The 16,965-nt window shown below is 66.0% G+C and carries 7 protein-coding genes; 2 read left to right on the plus strand and 5 right to left on the minus strand.

Annotated elements, in window-relative coordinates; all coding sequences use genetic code 11:
• Positions 1 to 109: 109 nt before the first annotated feature.
• From GA0074694_RS10190 to GA0074694_RS10205, 3 genes are all read right to left on the minus strand, one after another.
• The gene (locus GA0074694_RS10190) at positions 110 to 3,889 is read right to left on the minus strand and encodes a PIN domain-containing protein (RefSeq protein ID WP_091456057.1); all 3,780 of its coding nucleotides are present in this window, start codon (positions 3,887 to 3,889) and stop codon (positions 110 to 112) included.
• Between the two features lie 11 nt (positions 3,890 to 3,900).
• Positions 3,901 to 4,818, minus strand: coding sequence for an IS5 family transposase (locus GA0074694_RS10195; RefSeq protein WP_091453098.1), 918 nt, complete (start codon positions 4,816 to 4,818; stop codon positions 3,901 to 3,903).
• A gap of 551 nt (positions 4,819 to 5,369) precedes the next feature.
• Positions 5,370 to 10,097: an N-6 DNA methylase gene (locus GA0074694_RS10205; RefSeq protein ID WP_091456065.1), complete on the minus strand. Its 4,728-nt coding sequence runs from the start codon at positions 10,095 to 10,097 to the stop codon at positions 5,370 to 5,372.
• A 658-nt stretch (positions 10,098 to 10,755) separates the two neighbouring features.
• Here GA0074694_RS10205 and dcm point away from each other — a divergent pair.
• Positions 10,756 to 12,654, plus strand: a complete 1,899-nt coding sequence (gene dcm / locus GA0074694_RS10210; RefSeq protein WP_281189854.1) for a DNA cytosine methyltransferase — start codon at positions 10,756 to 10,758, stop codon at positions 12,652 to 12,654.
• A gap of 34 nt (positions 12,655 to 12,688) precedes the next feature.
• Here the strand turns inward: dcm and GA0074694_RS10215 are convergent, their stop codons facing one another.
• The gene (locus GA0074694_RS10215; RefSeq protein WP_091456072.1) at positions 12,689 to 13,999 is read right to left on the minus strand and encodes an ATP-binding protein; all 1,311 of its coding nucleotides are present in this window, start codon (positions 13,997 to 13,999) and stop codon (positions 12,689 to 12,691) included.
• Between the two features lie 44 nt (positions 14,000 to 14,043).
• The gene (locus tag GA0074694_RS10220) at positions 14,044 to 14,448 is read right to left on the minus strand and encodes a very short patch repair endonuclease (protein ID WP_091456075.1); all 405 of its coding nucleotides are present in this window, start codon (positions 14,446 to 14,448) and stop codon (positions 14,044 to 14,046) included.
• Positions 14,449 to 14,972: 524 nt separating this feature from the next.
• On the opposite strand from GA0074694_RS10220, the gene GA0074694_RS10225 reads away from it, so the two are divergent.
• Positions 14,973 to 16,958, plus strand: coding sequence for an AIPR family protein (locus tag GA0074694_RS10225; protein ID WP_091456078.1), 1,986 nt, complete (start codon positions 14,973 to 14,975; stop codon positions 16,956 to 16,958).
• Positions 16,959 to 16,965 lie beyond the last annotated feature (7 nt).

The raw sequence follows: 16,965 nt of genomic DNA on the forward strand, positions 1-16,965 counted from the left end.
CACGCGTCCACACCAGAGTTCTTAACCGGTAGTGGAGTGACCCCTCTCGGCCGGACACTTCGATGGGGACCGTCGTCCAACAGCCACGCACTGTCGGCAGTTCACCCTGTTACTCAAGAAGCACCCGGATGAGGATGTCCTTGTCGATCTCGCTGAGCGCGGCGAAAGTCTCGATGACGAAACAGGTGGCGAGTTTGTGTGACGAGCCTTTGGCGTGAGCGTCCCGTAGGAGGACGGCGGCGATGGGCAGGGGGTCTGCCGCTGGGATTCCGTCGGGGTCATCGGTGTCGGCGAGAGCCTGGCGAGTCGCAGCGACCAGATGGTCGACCTGTTTACCTTGGGCGGCGGCGATCTCGATCGTGGTGGCGAGCAGGCAGGCGGCAACGCCGGCCGCTGGGGCTGGCCTTGCAAGGAACGTGTTGGCACCGCGCACGGCACAGTAGAGCCAGTCATGGAGTGTGGCCGGTGCATGGGTTCGGACCTGATTGGTGACGTGTTGGTAGAACGTCAAGGTGCGGCGCGCGTCGGCCCAAGTCGTCGGCCGAGCGAGTGCTGCGGCAACGGCGGTAGCGTGCCAGTTGTCCTCCTCGGCGAGCTCGAGCAGGCGCCGCTCATCAAGCGGGATGTGACCGATACGGGCCTTGATCAGTCGTCTGATGCAGTGTTCGTGCTGGTCCTCGGTGATCGCACCGGTTGTGACCAACTGGTGCAGGACGGCCAAGGTGGATGCAGCCCGGACGCCGGTGCCGCGGGCGAGGGCACGAAGGGCTGGGTCGTCGCTCCAGAGCACGGCATGTTCCGCGCGCGCGAGGTCGAGAGGCGACACCCAGACGCCAAACGGGCCGGGCATTGGCTCGTCGAAGGTACGTCCGGTGAGTGGGGCGGTCCGGCGGGTAAGCGCCTCGATCGCGGCGTGGAGCCCTCTGGCGTCTTGGGCCAGCCGGTCCCCTTCGGCTTCGGTGGTCTCGTCCAGCAGTAGGCGATCATGTTGGTCCTCGTACCGCAAGGAGCCGGTGGTCCGGAGCGCCAGGGTGTCCTCGGCGGCGAGGGAGTCGAGCATGACGTCGTCGGTGGTCAAAACTCGAGCGAATCGACTCATCGCGGCGCGACGGACGTTGTCGGGCAGCGTGAGTAGTACCGTGGCCGCCGGTGTGTCGATCACGACGTCGTGGTCTTCGGCCGCCTGCGCCGCCTTGACGCAGGCGTTGAACTCGCGGTGGTCGGGGACGTGGGCAGGTAGGACGCCGTCGCCGCGGCGCAGACAGATCTCGGCGTAGCTGCGCCGGCCCGCCGCCGCGAGCACGGCGAGCGGAACTTGGCCACGAGCAAGGCTGCGCGCGAGGCGGCGCCAGACCAGCTGCTGGTCGCTGGTGCGACGCATCATGACGATCATGTCGGTTCGCAGCTGGTCGAGGTTGGAGCTCTGCAAGCGGCGTAGGTACCGGCTGTCGGGCCAACGTTGAAAGAATTGTTCCGACTCCGCGGCGAGCTGAGCGCGGAGCCGGTCGGGCAGTTCCACGGATTCCGGCCACGGAAGCATCAGGTTCATCAGCGCGAACGCGACGAATTGTTCGTCGTCGCCGAAGCGGCGCAGCAGGCGCAGGCATCCCGTGACGGTCTCCACCTGCTGTCCCCGTCGACGGTGCAGCTGTATCCAGGCTCGGGCGTCGGCGGTGTTCGACGGGTCGAGCGGTTGGGGTGCCTCGTGCAGGGCCCGCCACGCTTCGGTGACGTCGCCACGGTTCATCTGGGTGCGGATTAGCGCCCAGCGGGACCTCATGTCCTCCGGCTCGATCTGCACCACCGTGCGCAGCAGATGGCAGAGGCGGTCCAACCCGCCACTATCGTTGGCGAGTTGCGCCGCCAGCCGCAGCGCGTCAGCCCTGCCACTCCAATCCGGTTCCGCTGCGGCGAGCAGCGCATCGAGTTCCTGTTCGGCCTCAGCGGTGCGCCCGGCGCGGGCGAGGACCTCCGCTGCGGAGTGGCGCAGCGATCGGTCACCGAAGTGGTCTGCGGCGTCGCGGAGGGTCTGGACCTGATCGTCAATCTGGCCGGCTGCCTGGTACGCCTGCGCGAGGTTGAGCGCGGCGGTGACCGACGAGCGTCGACGATCGCGCAGCTGCACGATGGCCGACCCGGGCCGGCCGGCGGCCAGCTCCGTCATGGCGCGCAGTTCGACAGCCTCATCCGGGTGGCGGTGGGCGAAGGCTGGGTACCGGGCCAGCCCGTCGACGCCGATCTGGGCTAGGCCTAGCAGCGCCTGAGCGAGCTGCTCGTCGCTACCGCCCGCCAGTTCGGCAGCCCGCCACCAGTGCGGCTGCGGGTCCTGCCCGTCGGCCTGCGCCAGGTAGGCGTCGATCCGCGCCTTCCCAGGCCCGTCGGGGACATGTTCGGCGCGTTGCCGGGCCAGGTCGAGCTGACCGATCTGGATCGCTGCGATGGCGACGCACTGGCACACCTCCGCCGAGGCTGCCTCGTAGGCGTTCGCCTCACCGTCGGGGGCACCGAGCTCGAGGACTCGGCGTAGATCCATGAGCAGCATACTCGCGTGGCAGGCCACCGCGACCGCCTCCGCGCTGTCGCCGCGGTAGGCGCGTCGATCATCACGGGCTCGGATCGCCAGGGACCGGGCCTCGCGCAGGTCGACGTCCCAGTTCGGCGACTCGCCCCGACGGGCGCGGGTGATCAGCATCTGGGCGCGGGCCACGGCCAAGCCGGCCGCCCACTGGTCGCGCAGCGCCTCGGCGAGCACGTGCAGGCCGCGGTCGATGGTGTGGCGATCCAACACAGCGTGCGCGTCAGCCGGTGCGGCGAGCCGGAGGCGAAGTACCGCTCGAAGGGTTTGGTCGCTCGGCTCCTCGGGTGCCCACGCTCCGACGATGCGCGCTGCGGTGTCCCGGTCACCGCCGAGCAGCGCCACCACTGCACCGGCATATGGCTCGCTGTCCGCCAACAATGTCGGCAGGCACGCAAGCGCGGCCGGCCGTCCGTCGCCGCCGTTCTCGTCGTAGATCATGGCAGCGCGAGCGAGCCAAAAGGCACGGCGCGGAGCACCCTGACTCGCCGCGGCCGTGAACAGGTCCACCGCCAGGATGCGGGCGCCATAGGAGGCGGCCAGTTCACCGGCGGCGAGTTGAACCTGCCAGGAGGCCGTGACCAGCCATACCGGTCGGCTGGCCTGCCACTGCCGCAGCACCTCGCCGGGGCGGTCCTCGACGGAGGTCACCGCGGTGATCAGTCGCCACGCCAGGGTCTGGTCGTCGCGCCAGGCCGCGAGTAACCGGGGGCCGTTCAGCGCCGGCAACTGCCGCAGCCGCTCATACATCTGCTCGTCCCGTACACCGACCGGAGTGGAAGCCGACGTCAGCGGGCTGATCGACACGACGGTGGCGACGTCGCGCACCACCATCTCGTAGGTCACGGTCGCGGCTGTCTGCGCGTACTCGGCCGACAGCTCCCGCAGCCGTCGCCAGACCGCCACGGCTCGCGCCGGATCACCCGCCAGCGACACCAGCCGGCTGACCACACCGGTGCGGTCGGCCTGGTCGTCACCTTCCAGCCGCAGTTCGATGATGCGCAGAGCCTTCAGCAGCCGCCACGTTAGCGCGTCCCGGGCCGCGGTGTCCCGCAGCGATATACCGCCTTGCGCAGCTGCTGCTGTCACCGCGTCGTCAAGGTTCTTTAGCCGTGCACGAACCTTGGCGTTAGTTGCCCGCGGCGCGACAACGGCTGCGCGGAACGCGGGGCTGTCCGGCTGCCGGCGCGCCAGCGATGCCAGCTGTGCCACCTCGACGGCGCCGGCGTGCGGGGCAGCGACGGCCAGCCCGAGCCGTTCGCTGTCGGTGTCGAACCCGCCATGCCGGTCGCTCACCATCCTCAGGTAGTCCATTAGGCCGTGTGTCATAAGTGCCGTTCGAGGCGTCGGAGCCAGATGTCGATCATGCTGATGGTGGCGGTGGCTTCGTACCGCACGGCGAGCTTGTCGTATCGGGTGGCCACGGCACGGTGCTGTTTGAGCAGGTTGATGCCGCACTCCACGGCGTGACGCTGCCGGTATGCGCTGGGGTCGAAGGCGGGTGGACGGCCACCCGCCGAGCCCTTCTTGCGTCGGTTCGCGGCCTGGTCGGCCTTGACCGGGATGACGCAGCCGATGCCGCGCCGGCGCAGGTAGCTCCGGTTGGCCTTGCTGCTGTACGCCTTGTCGGCCAGGACCCGGTCCGGCCGGCACCGGGGTCGGCCGACGCCGAGGCGAGGCACCCGGATGCGGTGCAGCACCGTGGTGAACTGCGGGCTGTCGCCGCGCTGCCCACCGGTGATGACGAACGCCAGCACCATGCGGCCCTGCTCGCAGGCCAGGTGCAGCTTCGTCGTCAGACCGCCACGCGAGCGGCCCAGCGCGTGATCGGCCGGCTCGACGGCGTCACTGCCGCCCGGCGGCTCGACCTGCGTGTGACTGTCCCGGCGGGCACCGGCGGCGTGCTGATGCGCCCGGGCGATCGTGGAGTCCACGCTCACGTCCCAGGTGATCAACCCGACCGCGTCGGCCCTACCCTGCAACCCGGCCAGGATCCGCGCCCACACACCGGCCCGCTGCCAGCGCCGGTACAGCCCGTACACCGTGCGCCAGTGCCCGTAGCAGTCCGGCACGTCCCGCCACGGCGCACCCGTGCGGACCCGCCACCTGATCCCGTCAATGAGCTGCCGCTTGCTCCACTTCGGCGGTCGACCTGCCTTCTTCGGTCTGGGCAGCAGCGGCTCCAACACCGCAAACTGCGCGTCAGTCAGGTCGTGCCGCCTCGTCACCGCTACGCTGGCCACGAGGTCTCCGTGCAGATGGTTGTCTTGGTCGATAACCCATCTACCGGAGACCTCACCGCATATCGATCACCGACACGCCCAGCCGATCAACCTCACAGCCAGGACCACGGGCACTTATGACACACGGCCTAGGAGTGTGACGAAGGAGGCGTTGCCGCCCCCGATGGTCGGCGTTCGACGGACCCCGATATACATGGTGCGCGAGACCGGCGGGCAGTCGCCGAGCACGACGAGATCGTCGACAGGGCATGTGGCGCCTTGCTGGAACCGGACCTCACGAACGGTGAACTCGTCGCCGAGACCGACAACGGGATGCCGCAGCAATAACGCGGCTAGCAACACCGCCCCGTATGCATGTTCCAAGGTGGTCCCGCCACCGCCCGTGGAGTAAGGGCTGGCGTACCCGCGGTTGGTTGGCCCCACTTGGTCGTGCCACTCCTTCCGCCGTCACCCGCCTCCTGACGGGGCCCCGACGACCATGATGGCGCACCGGTACGACAGCTCCGGCGGAGACGTATCACGCACGACACCCGCAGACGTGACTCCTGCCCCTACCTTGGTCGACCTGCCGCAGCTGCTGCAAGCAATTGACGTTCGCGCTCGGTCTGCACGCCGTCGTATCTGACGCCAGTACAGCGCAGAGTGAGACGCATGACCGGCTCTTCATCGGGAGCGATGCCCGTGGCGACCATCGTAACCTTAACCGAACCGTCGATGCCTCCGCTGACGATGCAGTCGTCGCCGACAAACACCACCGATGTGATCATTGCTTCGTGCCGGCGGCTGCGCCAGCACGGGTTGACCCTGTCCAGCTTGTACTGGAGCAATGTGATATCGCCATTTCGGTGCCCGCAAACCAGGAGGAGCCCTCCTTGTGGCGACGACCGGATGTCCATGCAGTTGACGCTGCGGAGGTCGATCCGTGCTGCCAACCTAGCGCCGTCCTCGACCCATAGCGCCAACTGCACCTCTGACTCGTGAGCGACGGCAGAAGCCCGACCATCGAGCTGTGCATAGCACACTACGGTTTCATCTGCGGCTTCAAGCCTGTACCGATCCAAGCTTGTCAGCTCCATCCAAGCTATCCTCGTAACTCCTCCGGATAGTTCCTCCTCATAGAGGATTGTCGTCGGCCCTGCAGCAGGTGGGCGCAGTGCCGAATTCGTCGCAAATCTGGTATCACAAATCCACCCGGATCCTTCTCGTGAGAGCACACTAAGCTGGTTATCGCCAAAAACGAGCAATCGACCACGAGGTGTTACCTGGATGCGTTCGATAGCATGGCTGGCATGGCCCACAAGCTGGGTCCCCCACTGGCCGCCGGGTTTCCGTTGCCATATCCTTATCGACCGATCGTCATATCCTGCTGCAACTCCTAGATTATCGAGAACAGCCAGATCCACCACAGTTGAGGTTTCCTCCAGCCGTACGCCTTCTAGATCAGCTTCACTAAGGTCGGCGAACTCAAGGTTGGCGTTGTCCAGGTTGGCGTTCCGCAGCGAGGCGCTGACGAGCCGTGCGTTACTGAGGTCGGCGCCGTTCAAGTTGGCGTAGTCGAGCCGCAATCGGGAGCAGTCATCCTTCGGCACCGGGCCACCGCTGGTATGCAGCAGTGTGATCGCGTGACCGCCGAGATAGGTGGTTTGGAGCTTCACGGTAGCCGATCGGGTAAAGCTCTCGAGCAGGTCCCAGATCGCCGCTGTGTCGGGCAGTTCGCGAATCATTGACGCGGTGAAGTGGATGATCTCCGGCAGAGGAGGCAGACTGTCAAGAACGTTCCGGGCCTTCTCGCGGTCTTCGTGGAGCATTCGAACCAGTGCGCACGCCACGAAGTACTCCTGCATGGAGCGGTGGAAGAAGGTGACCGGCCAGCGAGGTTCTTCTGGTGCGGACGCAGCCTTCAGCAAGGACCGGATACTGACACGAGCTGTCGCGTCAATCCCGTCGCCTGAGGCCGGCTGCGCGACACCATCGCGTGTCTGCCATAGCATCTCGGCCAATCTCCTGTCGGCCTCGCCCGCATCGCGGAGATAGACGTAGGGCTGATCTGAAGTCTGTAGCTGAACGGCGATCCTCTCCAGGATTCGCAGAAGATTCTCGATCAGCTCGTTGTTGGTAACCTGCCCTGCCCGAAGGTAATCAAGCTTCCGCGACAGGCTCTTGTGCACATAGGTACGGTAAAGGATGAGTTCACTGAACTTGTTTCTTGGGAGGTCCGCAAGAGTTTCACGGATCATTTGCAGAAAGAGAGGCTTTGCGGCGAGGCCGACTGGGTCGTACAGAGCACGCAGAGCACTGAGTCGCTGCTCATCCTGCGGATCATTCATGAAGCTCTCAAGGTAGCGGATGCGGTCGGCGCGCGGCACCGGCGATAGGTGTAATATGTGCGGCTGGTCCAAGCGGTCGAGGATCCGTGCACGATTACGCCCTACATCTAGGACACGGCCACGTGAGGTCACGATGATTCGTAGTTGCGGGCCGGTCAACTCCGCAAGGCATGACTCGAGGCCGGCGATGTTCTCCTCAATGTCCTCGTTGGATAGGCTGGTAGACATCTCATCGAACCCATCGAGGATTGCCAGGCAGCGGTTCGAGGCAGTTAGGTCACGCCATTCGGCGAGCGTCGCGCCGATTTCATCGAGCCGCTGCTTCAACAGCAGACGCCCGTCTCGGACAGTCTTGAACCGCCCGAGTGGGATGCGCAGGGGAATGACGCCAGAGTTCGGGTCGGTGAGAAAATCCTCGCAAAGGCGACGGCTGAGCATGTACGTGAAGAAACTTTTCCCCTCACCGAAGTCGGCGAGCAGTAGAAGGTTGCCACTGCTCGGCCCATCCATCCATGCAAGCACTCGGTCCAACAGGGTGCCGTCAAGGACCGAGCCGTTGACATCCGTGGCCCTGACGTTAACATGGTTATTCATCAAATCGGCGAAGTGGTCGGCCCGCTCGCTACCGATACAGTGCTGCGCGGGTAGGCGGAGATAGTTCTGCCACACTGGGGCTAAGCGTACGCGGGGCGCGAGCCGGTCGCGGATGATATCGACGATGCTCTGTACTGATTCGGGTGGGGCCACTCCATAAAGCGCCTCGTACAGGCTAGGTTCCAAGGAGAAGAATTCGCGAATGCCGGTCTGCGGACTCCACACCTGCACATTGAATGGGAATTCTCCAACCCGGTTCCAGTGATCAAGCATCAACTGCAGTTCATTAGAGGGATCTGCGTGTGGCGAGATAAGGATCCAGTGGTCAAAAGGCGCATCCCGATAGTGCATCTTGTTCTGCATGAGTTTATCGGCAACGTCCCGGAGGGCGACACGGCTCGACCTCGCGAAGTTCTTGCACTCTACGTGGCACACAACCTTCGAGCTTCCGGCCACCGTGCAGGTAATCTTGACGTCATATCCGAACTGCGAGCCCGAGGACTGTTGCCGGATACCGCCGATCAGGTCGCCTCGGTTCTCTGGACTCAACGAGAAGAAGTGCGCAAAAAGCCGAGCCGTTGCCTCTTCCAGCAACTGTCCGGATTCGACTGATGTCTGCCGGTAGCGAACGTTGTCGGGTCCGCCCTGATCGGTGGTACGGGCGCTATCAGGTGTGGTGGAAGCAAATTGCGGTGAGCTGGTTTCCGGCGGTTGAGCCGCCTGTTCCCCAATGTCAAACAGCCTTGACTGCGGTGTAAGCTGATTTGACTCCGCGAAGACATCCCAGAGCCGGCCGACGAATGCTCGGTCCGAGTCATCCCAACGGATAAAGCCGAGGTCGTCGGACAGATTATGCGGGCCAGCCTGGCCATCAGATGTTGAAGCATTTCTCGTATCTGCAACCTGATATTGCCCGGGACCGTGCTCCATGGCTTCTGCCGCCTCGTGGACGACCATCCTGTACCGGTTAAAGCTAAGATCATATCCCTGTTCGATGATCTCGGGCTTGGGTACGCAGAAGCTTTGTTCAGTCCGCTCCCGCGCAAGCTCGGTGGTGTCTCGATGGAACCATCGCCTTAGGGCGTCCGGCAGGCTGTTTTTCGCGTGCTCGTCCTCCGTCAAGGCCACCTGAGGCACTGCTCCAAGCTTCTCGGCAGGCAGCAGCTGCGTGCGCTTGCCGTTCAAACTCCAGCCGTCGGCGGTCACCTCGTAGAACCAGACGTTGTCGGTGCCGCCGCTGTTGGTCTTGGTGAAAAGCAGGATCGCCGTAGAAATGCTGGAGTATGGCTTGAAGGCGCTGCTCGGCAGCTTCACCACACCGTCGAGCCTCTGGTCCTCGACCAGCATCCGGCGCAGTTCCTTGTGTGCCCTGCTCGATCCGAAGAGCACGCCCTCGGGCACGATGACGGCGGCACGGCCGCCGGGCTTGAGTAGCCGGAGGAAGAGGGCAAGGAACAGAAGCTCCGTCTTTTTGGTCTTGACGATCCGCTGGAGATCCTTGGACGTGCTTTCGTAGTCGATGCTGCCGGCAAAGGGTGGGTTGGCCAGGATCAGCGAGTACTTCTCCGACTCGCTGCCGACGCTCTCGGCTAGCGAGTCTCGGTAGCGGATGTCGGGGTTCTCCACGCCGTGCATCAGCATATTCATGCTGCCAATTCGCAGCATCGTGCTGTCGAAGTCGAAGCCGTGGAACATGCTCTCGTGGAAGTGCTTCCGCTGCACCACGTCGTGCAGCACGTCTGGGTGGACCCGCCGGATGTGCTCGCCAGCCTCGACGAGGAAGCCTCCAGTGCCGCAGGCCGGATCGCAGATCTGGTCGGACGGCGTGGGAGCCGTCATCTCGACCATGAGCTGGATGATGTGCCGGGAGGTACGGAACTGTCCGTAGTGACCGTCCATGGCGATCTTGCTGATCATGTACTCGTAGAGGTCACCCTTGGTGTCCCGGTCCGCCATCGGAATCTGGTCGATCATCTCGACCACACGAGCGAGCAAGGCCGGGCTGGGGATGGTGAATCGGGCATCCCGCATGTTGTGCGAGTAGGCCGACCCGTCGCTGCCGAGCTGCTGGAGGTACGGGAACACCTGGTGCGCGACGATCTGGTACATCGTCTCCGGGGCCCGGTCCTTGAGCCGGGACCATCGGAGGTCTTCCTGATCCGGCTGGAACCTTAGGTTGACCGAGGCGCTCGGGGAGCGCTCCGCCCTCTTCCTCTCCCGCGTCTCAGTCTCGTCCAGTTCCTTGATGAAGAGCAGGTAGGTGATTTGCTCGATTACCTCCAGCGGGTTGGAGATGCCGCCCGCCCGGAAGGCATCCCAGATGCGGTCCACCTTGCTCTTCAGTTCAGCGGTTATCACGAGTCTCGTCCTATGGCATCGACATCTCAGAGTTGGCCTCACAGGCTAGCCCTTGCCAGGACCTCCGGGCTGAGTGTCCGGGGTCGAGGTTCGGCGCGCGGCGGCAACGAAGCGACGACCCACGCGATACTCGACCGGCTCACCAGCTAGAACACCGACCGGCGGGTGGGGTACTCCGTCGACTGGTCGGCGACCGAAAATGTCACATGCGTAGGTCAATGAGCTGATCGGACTTGTGGCTGGGCGACGGCTGGCTGGCCGGAATGCGGGCCATCGTCCGCCGTGAACGCCTACAGGCTGCCGTGCAGCTGGCGCTGTTCGAGGAGCGCTGTTGCCGGACAAATCCGGCAACAGCGCTGGCGGCGAGGAGGACCTGCATGCAGTCGAGCAGCAGCCGGTCGTGTTGCCCAACCCCAGGATGTCAAGTTCAGCACATGGGATCGGTATCCAGTTGTGATCTGGTCGTGGCGGCGGGTTGTCGCGGGCACCGTCGCTCGTACCGGCAAGCCGGCGGGGCCAGTGGGTAACGTGATCGTGACCCTACACAGGCTCCGCGTCGTCGCTGGCTTTGCGCGCCCCGCCGGCGGTAGCGTGCACCACCGTGACCGCCGCTGATCCTGCCCGTACCCGTAAGCCCAGGAAGCGTGAGGGGTATGGCGTGAAGCTGGTCAGAGGCCCGTTCGTGCGGTTGGCCCCACATCCGGACAGCTGCGAAGGGGCTGCTGATCTACCCGCCTATGCAGCTCGTGTCCGCCGCAGCGGGAGACCGTTGGCCGCCGACCTGTTCAGCGGTGCGGGTGGTTTGAGTCTTGGTCTGCAGAAGGCCGGCTACGAGGTCGTGCTGAGTGTTGATCACGACGCGGAGGCGGTCGAGACGCACCGGCATCACCACGGCGGCCTCAGCGTCGACTGGGACCTCGGTGACCCTGCTGTGATCCGCACAGTTGCTGATCTTGTGCGCGACTGCCAGATCGAACTGCTCGCTGGCGGTCCCCCATGCCAGCCGTTCTCGAAGGCCGGCCGGTCGATGATCCGTCACCGAGTCCGCTATGCAGAGCGCGACCCGTACGACGAGCGTCGGGACCTGTGGCGGTCGTTCATCGAGGTGATCCGGCTCGCCCGGCCGCCGGCCGTGCTGATGGAGAACGTTCCGGACATGGCGCTGGACAAGGAGATGTTCATCTTCCGGACGATGGTCCACGAGCTGGAGTCGATGGGCTACGCAGTCCAGGCCCAGGTGGTCGACACGTGGCGGTACGGGGTCCCCCAGTTCCGGCAGCGCCTGATCGTGGTCGCCCTGGCCGACGGCGCTTTGTTCGAGTGGCCGCCGCATGCACTCGAGCGGGTGACCGTGTGGAACGCGATCGGTGATCTTCCGCCGGTGGAGGGTGGCTGGCGCCCTGAGGGCGGCGCCGAGGGATGGACCGATTACGCGGAGCCGGTGACGGAGTATCAGCGCAACATGCGGGCGGAGGTGACGGACGCTGACAAGCGCAAGGTGTTCGATCACATCACCCGACCTGTGCGCGAGGACGACGCCCGTGCGTTCGAGTTGATGGACGCTACCACCCGTTACTCGGACCTTCCCGAGGAGATGAGGCGGTACCGCGACGACATCTTCGACGACAAGTACAAGCGCCTCGACGAGGACGGCCTCTCCCGGACGATCACCGCGCACATCGCGAAGGACGGCTACTGGTACATCCATCCGCGGCAGGGTCGGACGCTGACCGTGCGGGAGGCGGCCCGGTTGCAGACCTTCCCCGACTGGTTCAGGTTCGCCGGACCACCGTCGGCGGCGTTCCGTCAGATCGGCAACGCGGTGCCACCGCTGTTCGCCGAGCACCTGGCGGGCGCGGTGCGCCGGAGCGTCGCCGCCGCGCGGCCGGCGGAGACCTCCACACGGGAGGTCGCGGCGTTGCTCGCCGGATGGTTCGACAGCGCTGAGGTCCGTGGCCTCCCCTGGCTACGGGCGACCACGAGATGGCAGGTGATCCAGGCGGAGATGCTGCTGGACCGCGCCTCCGTGGACGTCATACGTCCGCTCTGGCCGCTGATCGCGAGGTGGACCTCCCCGCAGGCAACGGTGCTCGCAGAGGCGGAGCTGAGCGAGATCGGGCGGTGGACGGGCAAGGAGGTCCGCGCGGGTCGGATCGTCGAGCTGGCAGGGCGGCTGGCCGACAATCCGGCGGTCCTCGATGACGACGCCGGGGTACGCAGCATCCCCGGGGTACACGAGGCGTTGGCGGATCTGGCGATCCTGGTCGTGCCCAGTGCGGGCGAGGACGATTCGGAGGAGCCGGTTCTGTCCACGAAGGGTGTGCTGCGGGTGGCTGCCCGTTACCTCGGTGAGCCGGTCGACCGGAGGAACCGGCTCACGGACGGCCGGCTGGCGGTGGCCCGCATGATCGGTGACGACAGCGACGCCCGCAGGGCGCACCTGGGTCTCATCGAGCTGGCCAACACACTGTGTCGGCCTGTCGAGCCGACGTGTGACGCGTGTCCGTTGCAGAAGGTGTGCCGCAGCAGCCAGGCCGGAAGCCTCCGGCTCTTCTGACCGGCAGTCGTCCGGCCTTCCCTGCGGGACGGCCTCAGGTGTCCAGACCGAGGGTCTTCAGCACGTCCGGCGACTGTTCCCTCAGCACGGCGGTGATGCGTTGCCAGGCGGCCCATTCCCCGGCCTGCATAGCTGCGGCCCGCAGGGCGAGTCCGGCGGTGGCGGCGGCATGCGTGGCGGCGCGGACCTCGGGCGGGGCACCGAGACCGGCAGGGACCGGCCGTGGCGTCGCGGTGGTGCGGGGGGTTTTGCGGTAGGCGTCGTTGGCGTAGATGCACAGTTCGTTGATCGGTGCTTCGAGCATCTGGCGGAGCTGGGCGGGGATCGCGACCCGCATCTTGGCGACGTTGATGTTGAACGCGGAGTCGAGGCCGGTGCCGAAGTCGACGGAGGCCCGGGCGAGCTTCGTATGTTCATCGATGCCGCGGATGCCGCCCCAACCGCCCCACTGGACGAGGCGGTCGGCGCGGTAGATGTACAGGCCCTGCTGGCGGTTCCAGTTGAGCGGTCCGGAGTGCCGTTCGAACTCGCTGGGGGAGCTGAAGCCGTCGCGTGAGGGCAGGATGTAGCGGCGCAGGGTCACGTGGCCCCCGGCGTCGCCGAGTGTGACCTCGAAGCGTTGGGGCGGCAGTTCCTGCCGGGCCACCTCATCCGGTGCGAACGGGTTCCAGGCGCGGACCTTCTGCCCGTTGACGGAGATCACGACCTGCCGGCCCCCGCCGGTGCCTTCGATGAAGCGGTGGAACACCATCCCGAGGTGTTCGGCGGTGCGGGTGGCGAGCGTCTCGATGCGCCGTTTGGCCCAGCCGCCTTCGGGTCGGCGCTCTGGGAGAACCCTGTCGAGGCTGCGCCAGAGCACCACCGTGCCGGTGCCCTCGGCGAGCCACTTCCGGGCACGGATGACGTCGGGATCGGCACCGGGGTCGACGATGACCCACTCGTCCCATTCCTCGACGATGTCGAGGTCGAGGCTGCGGGCGGAGGTACGGAAGATCTTCGGTGTGCTCCGGGTGATCACGGTGACTGACCGGCACTGCGACAGCGACGCGGTCTTCAGTCCGAGCCCGTACCGGCCGAGGTCACCGTCGGCGTAGCCGCGTCGTGACCCGAGACGGAGGGCCTCGAGGAGCGCGTTGGGTGTCATGCCCGAGCCGTCGTCGATGATGAAGACCCGTGAGTCGGCGCCGTCGAACTCGATGCTGACGTCGACGTGGGTCGCTCCTGCGGCGATGCTGTTGTCGACGATGTCGGCCACGGCGGTGGAAAACTCGTAGCCGATGTCGCGCAGGGAACCGGTCAGTCTCGCCGCCGAGGGCGGCACCTGGAACCATGATCCGGCCGGCATCGGTTTCCTCCCCGGTGTACGACGGCAGCTTCAGGACCAGGATGTCACACATGACGTGGTGATCTTGTACCGCGTTCCGGTGCCCCCCGTTTCCGCTGCCAGAGTGCTTCGACGCGGTCCGCGACGTCGACGGGGTCCTCGTGTTCCCAGAAGTGCGCGACCGTCCAGCCGAGTGCGGAAAGCTGGTCGTCCTTCTCGCGGTCACGCTGAACGTTGCGTTGCAGTTTCGCGGCCCACCAAGCGGAGTTGTTCTTGGGGAGCGTGCCGTGCAAGGGACACATGTGCCAGAAGCATCCGTCGATGAAAACGGCGAGCTTCGCTCTGGTGAAGGCGATGTCGGGCCGTCCGGGCAGCAGTTTGTGGTTGACCCGGTACCGCATCCCCCGACGGTGCAGTTCACGACGGATGAGGAGTTCCGGGCGTGTGGAGGCGCGTGGCATCCGGCTCATCTGCGCTGACACCAGCGCGTTGAGGGGTGCCGGTCGGCGACCGGTGGATGTCAAAGCGCCCCCCGTCGCGGGTGAGGTGCCTTCCGGCCGTCCGGACGGATCCGGTGGCAGCGCGCCGGTCGTGACCGGCCGACCGCCCGGTGGGCGGTGGCATCTGCGTACACATCGATGTCAGCCGAACGGGCCGAAGGTCCGGGTCGGGGCACGGATGCACAACCGGCGGATTCACCGCCGGCGCGGCCCGGACCAGGGCCGGACAGGTGCCGGTACCGGCGCGGCGACCACCGGCCCATGTAGTAAGGGGCGATCCGGTACGTTGAAAGTCGCCGTGACACCGGGATCCGGAGTTTCCCGGATTCAACCGTCGGACGAATATGCTGAAGAGCACTGTCACCCATGCCGACCACCCCCATGCCCCGCCCGGCAACCGCCCCTCGTCCCGGAAGACTGCACGATGTCTGAATCTTCACCTCTGGCGGTCCTATCCGTAACGGCGGTCGCGTGCGCCCTGCTGGAGTCGAATCATGCCTGACGTGGACGTGAGTGCATTCGCGCACACCCTCATCGAGGACGTCCGGGCGCAGGCGGACGCCGACGGCTGTGACCTGGCGGAGGCGTTCGCACGGATGATGCTGGACCAGTTCAGCCTGGACGGCTACACCGAGGACGCGACTGTCGTCATGTACCGCGACCATGGGGTGGAGATCAGCGGTTACGGGCTCTCCTCCGATGACCGGTGCCTGGATCTGTTCGCGACGGTATACAGCCCTCGGGCGGACGATGCACACAAGATCAACCGTCCCGAGTTGGACGCGGTGACCCGGCGGCTGCAGAACTTCCTGCTGAGGGCGGTGCCGGGCACCCCACGTCGCAGGAACCTCTCATCCGAGGTGCTCGGTATGGAACGGGCGGTCGCGGAGAAGTTCCACCAGGTCGACCGGATCCGCTTCATCATCGTCACCAATGCCCGCAGTGTCGTGCGGGATCCCGGCATGACGACGGAGGTCGAAGGCCGCAAGGTCGTCCGGGAACTGTGGGACCTGCGTCGCCTGGCCGCGTGGTCGGTGTCCGGGACCCAGGCGGAACCGATCATCGCCGAGTTCCCAGACGGCCTGCCGTGTCTGACCGCACCGCTGACGGCGGGGGACTACTCAGTGTTCCTGGCCATCGTGCCCGGCGCGGACCTGGCCGCGCTGTACGCCGAGCACGGCGGTCGGCTACTCGAGCTCAACGTGCGGTCCTTCCTGCAGACGAAGGGCGCGGTCAACAAGGGCATACAGGAGACGCTGCGGACCACACCGGACCGGTTCCTCGCCTACAACAACGGCATCGCGGCCACGGCTGCCCGGGTGGACCTGGACCGGGGGACCAACGGGCAGACCGTCATCCGGCGGATCCACGGCCTGCAGATCGTCAACGGCGGCCAGACCACCGCATCGATCCACCATGCGCGCCGCAACGGCGTCCCGGTCGACAACGTGCACGTACAGATGAAGCTCACCGTCGTGTCCCCGGACCGGCTGGACGAGATCGTTCCCCGCATCTCCCAGTACTCGAACACCCAGAACAAGGTCACCGCATCCGATCTCCGCGCCAACAGCGGCTTCCACATCGACGTGGAGCGGATCATGCGGACGCTCCTCGCGCCGCCTGGGCCGGTGCACCGCGTGGACACCCACTGGTACTACGAACGGGCCCGCGGCCAGTACGCCGACGCCATCGCCAGGGAGACGACACCCGCACGACGGGCCACCTTCCGCGCGTCGAACCCGCCCGACCAGAAGTTCGACAAGGCCGACCTGGCGAGGTTCGAGCAGTCGTGGGCACGCTACCCCCACCTGGTCAGCCGCGGCGGCGAGAAGAACTTCGTGCTCTTCCAGGGGCGCCTCAAGGACGAGCCGGTCACTGTGGACAAGTCCTACTGCCGCAGGCTCGTCGCCAAGGCGATCCTGTTCCGCCGTACCGACCGGATCGTCCGCGACCAGGACTTCGGCGGCTACAAGATCAATATCGTGGCGTACACCATCGCGTTCCTCGTTCACGCCACCCGCGGCCGCATCGACCTCGACAGGATCTGGCGCGACCAGGACCTGTCGCCGGCGCTGAGGGAGGCCATCGTCGAGGTCTCGATGCTCACCCAGAAGGTGATCACGTCCCCGCCGGACGGACGCGTCCACGTCGGGGAGTGGGCGAAGCGTCCGGAGTGCTGGGACGCGGTCCGTGACCTGGACTGGCAACCCTCACCGGCGCTCGAGGCGGAACTGGTCGACGTCGACACCTACGCCGAGGACCTGCAGCTCATCCAGGGGACCACCGCACAGGACTGGTCGGACCTGGTCGACTGGGGGCGCTCCACCGGCACACTCGACGGAGCCGACCAACGCACCGCCGCCAACGTCGCCGAGGCGCTCCGCGAGCGGTGGACACCCGCCGGCAGGGACGTCCTCGCCGCAGTACCGCTCATGCGCCGTGCACGCCGACGTGGTTTCCGGCCCGTCGCCGGGTTCTGACCCACGA

It is taken from the genome of Micromonospora inyonensis, from assembly GCF_900091415.1.
Lineage (GTDB): Bacteria > Actinomycetota > Actinomycetes > Mycobacteriales > Micromonosporaceae > Micromonospora > Micromonospora inyonensis.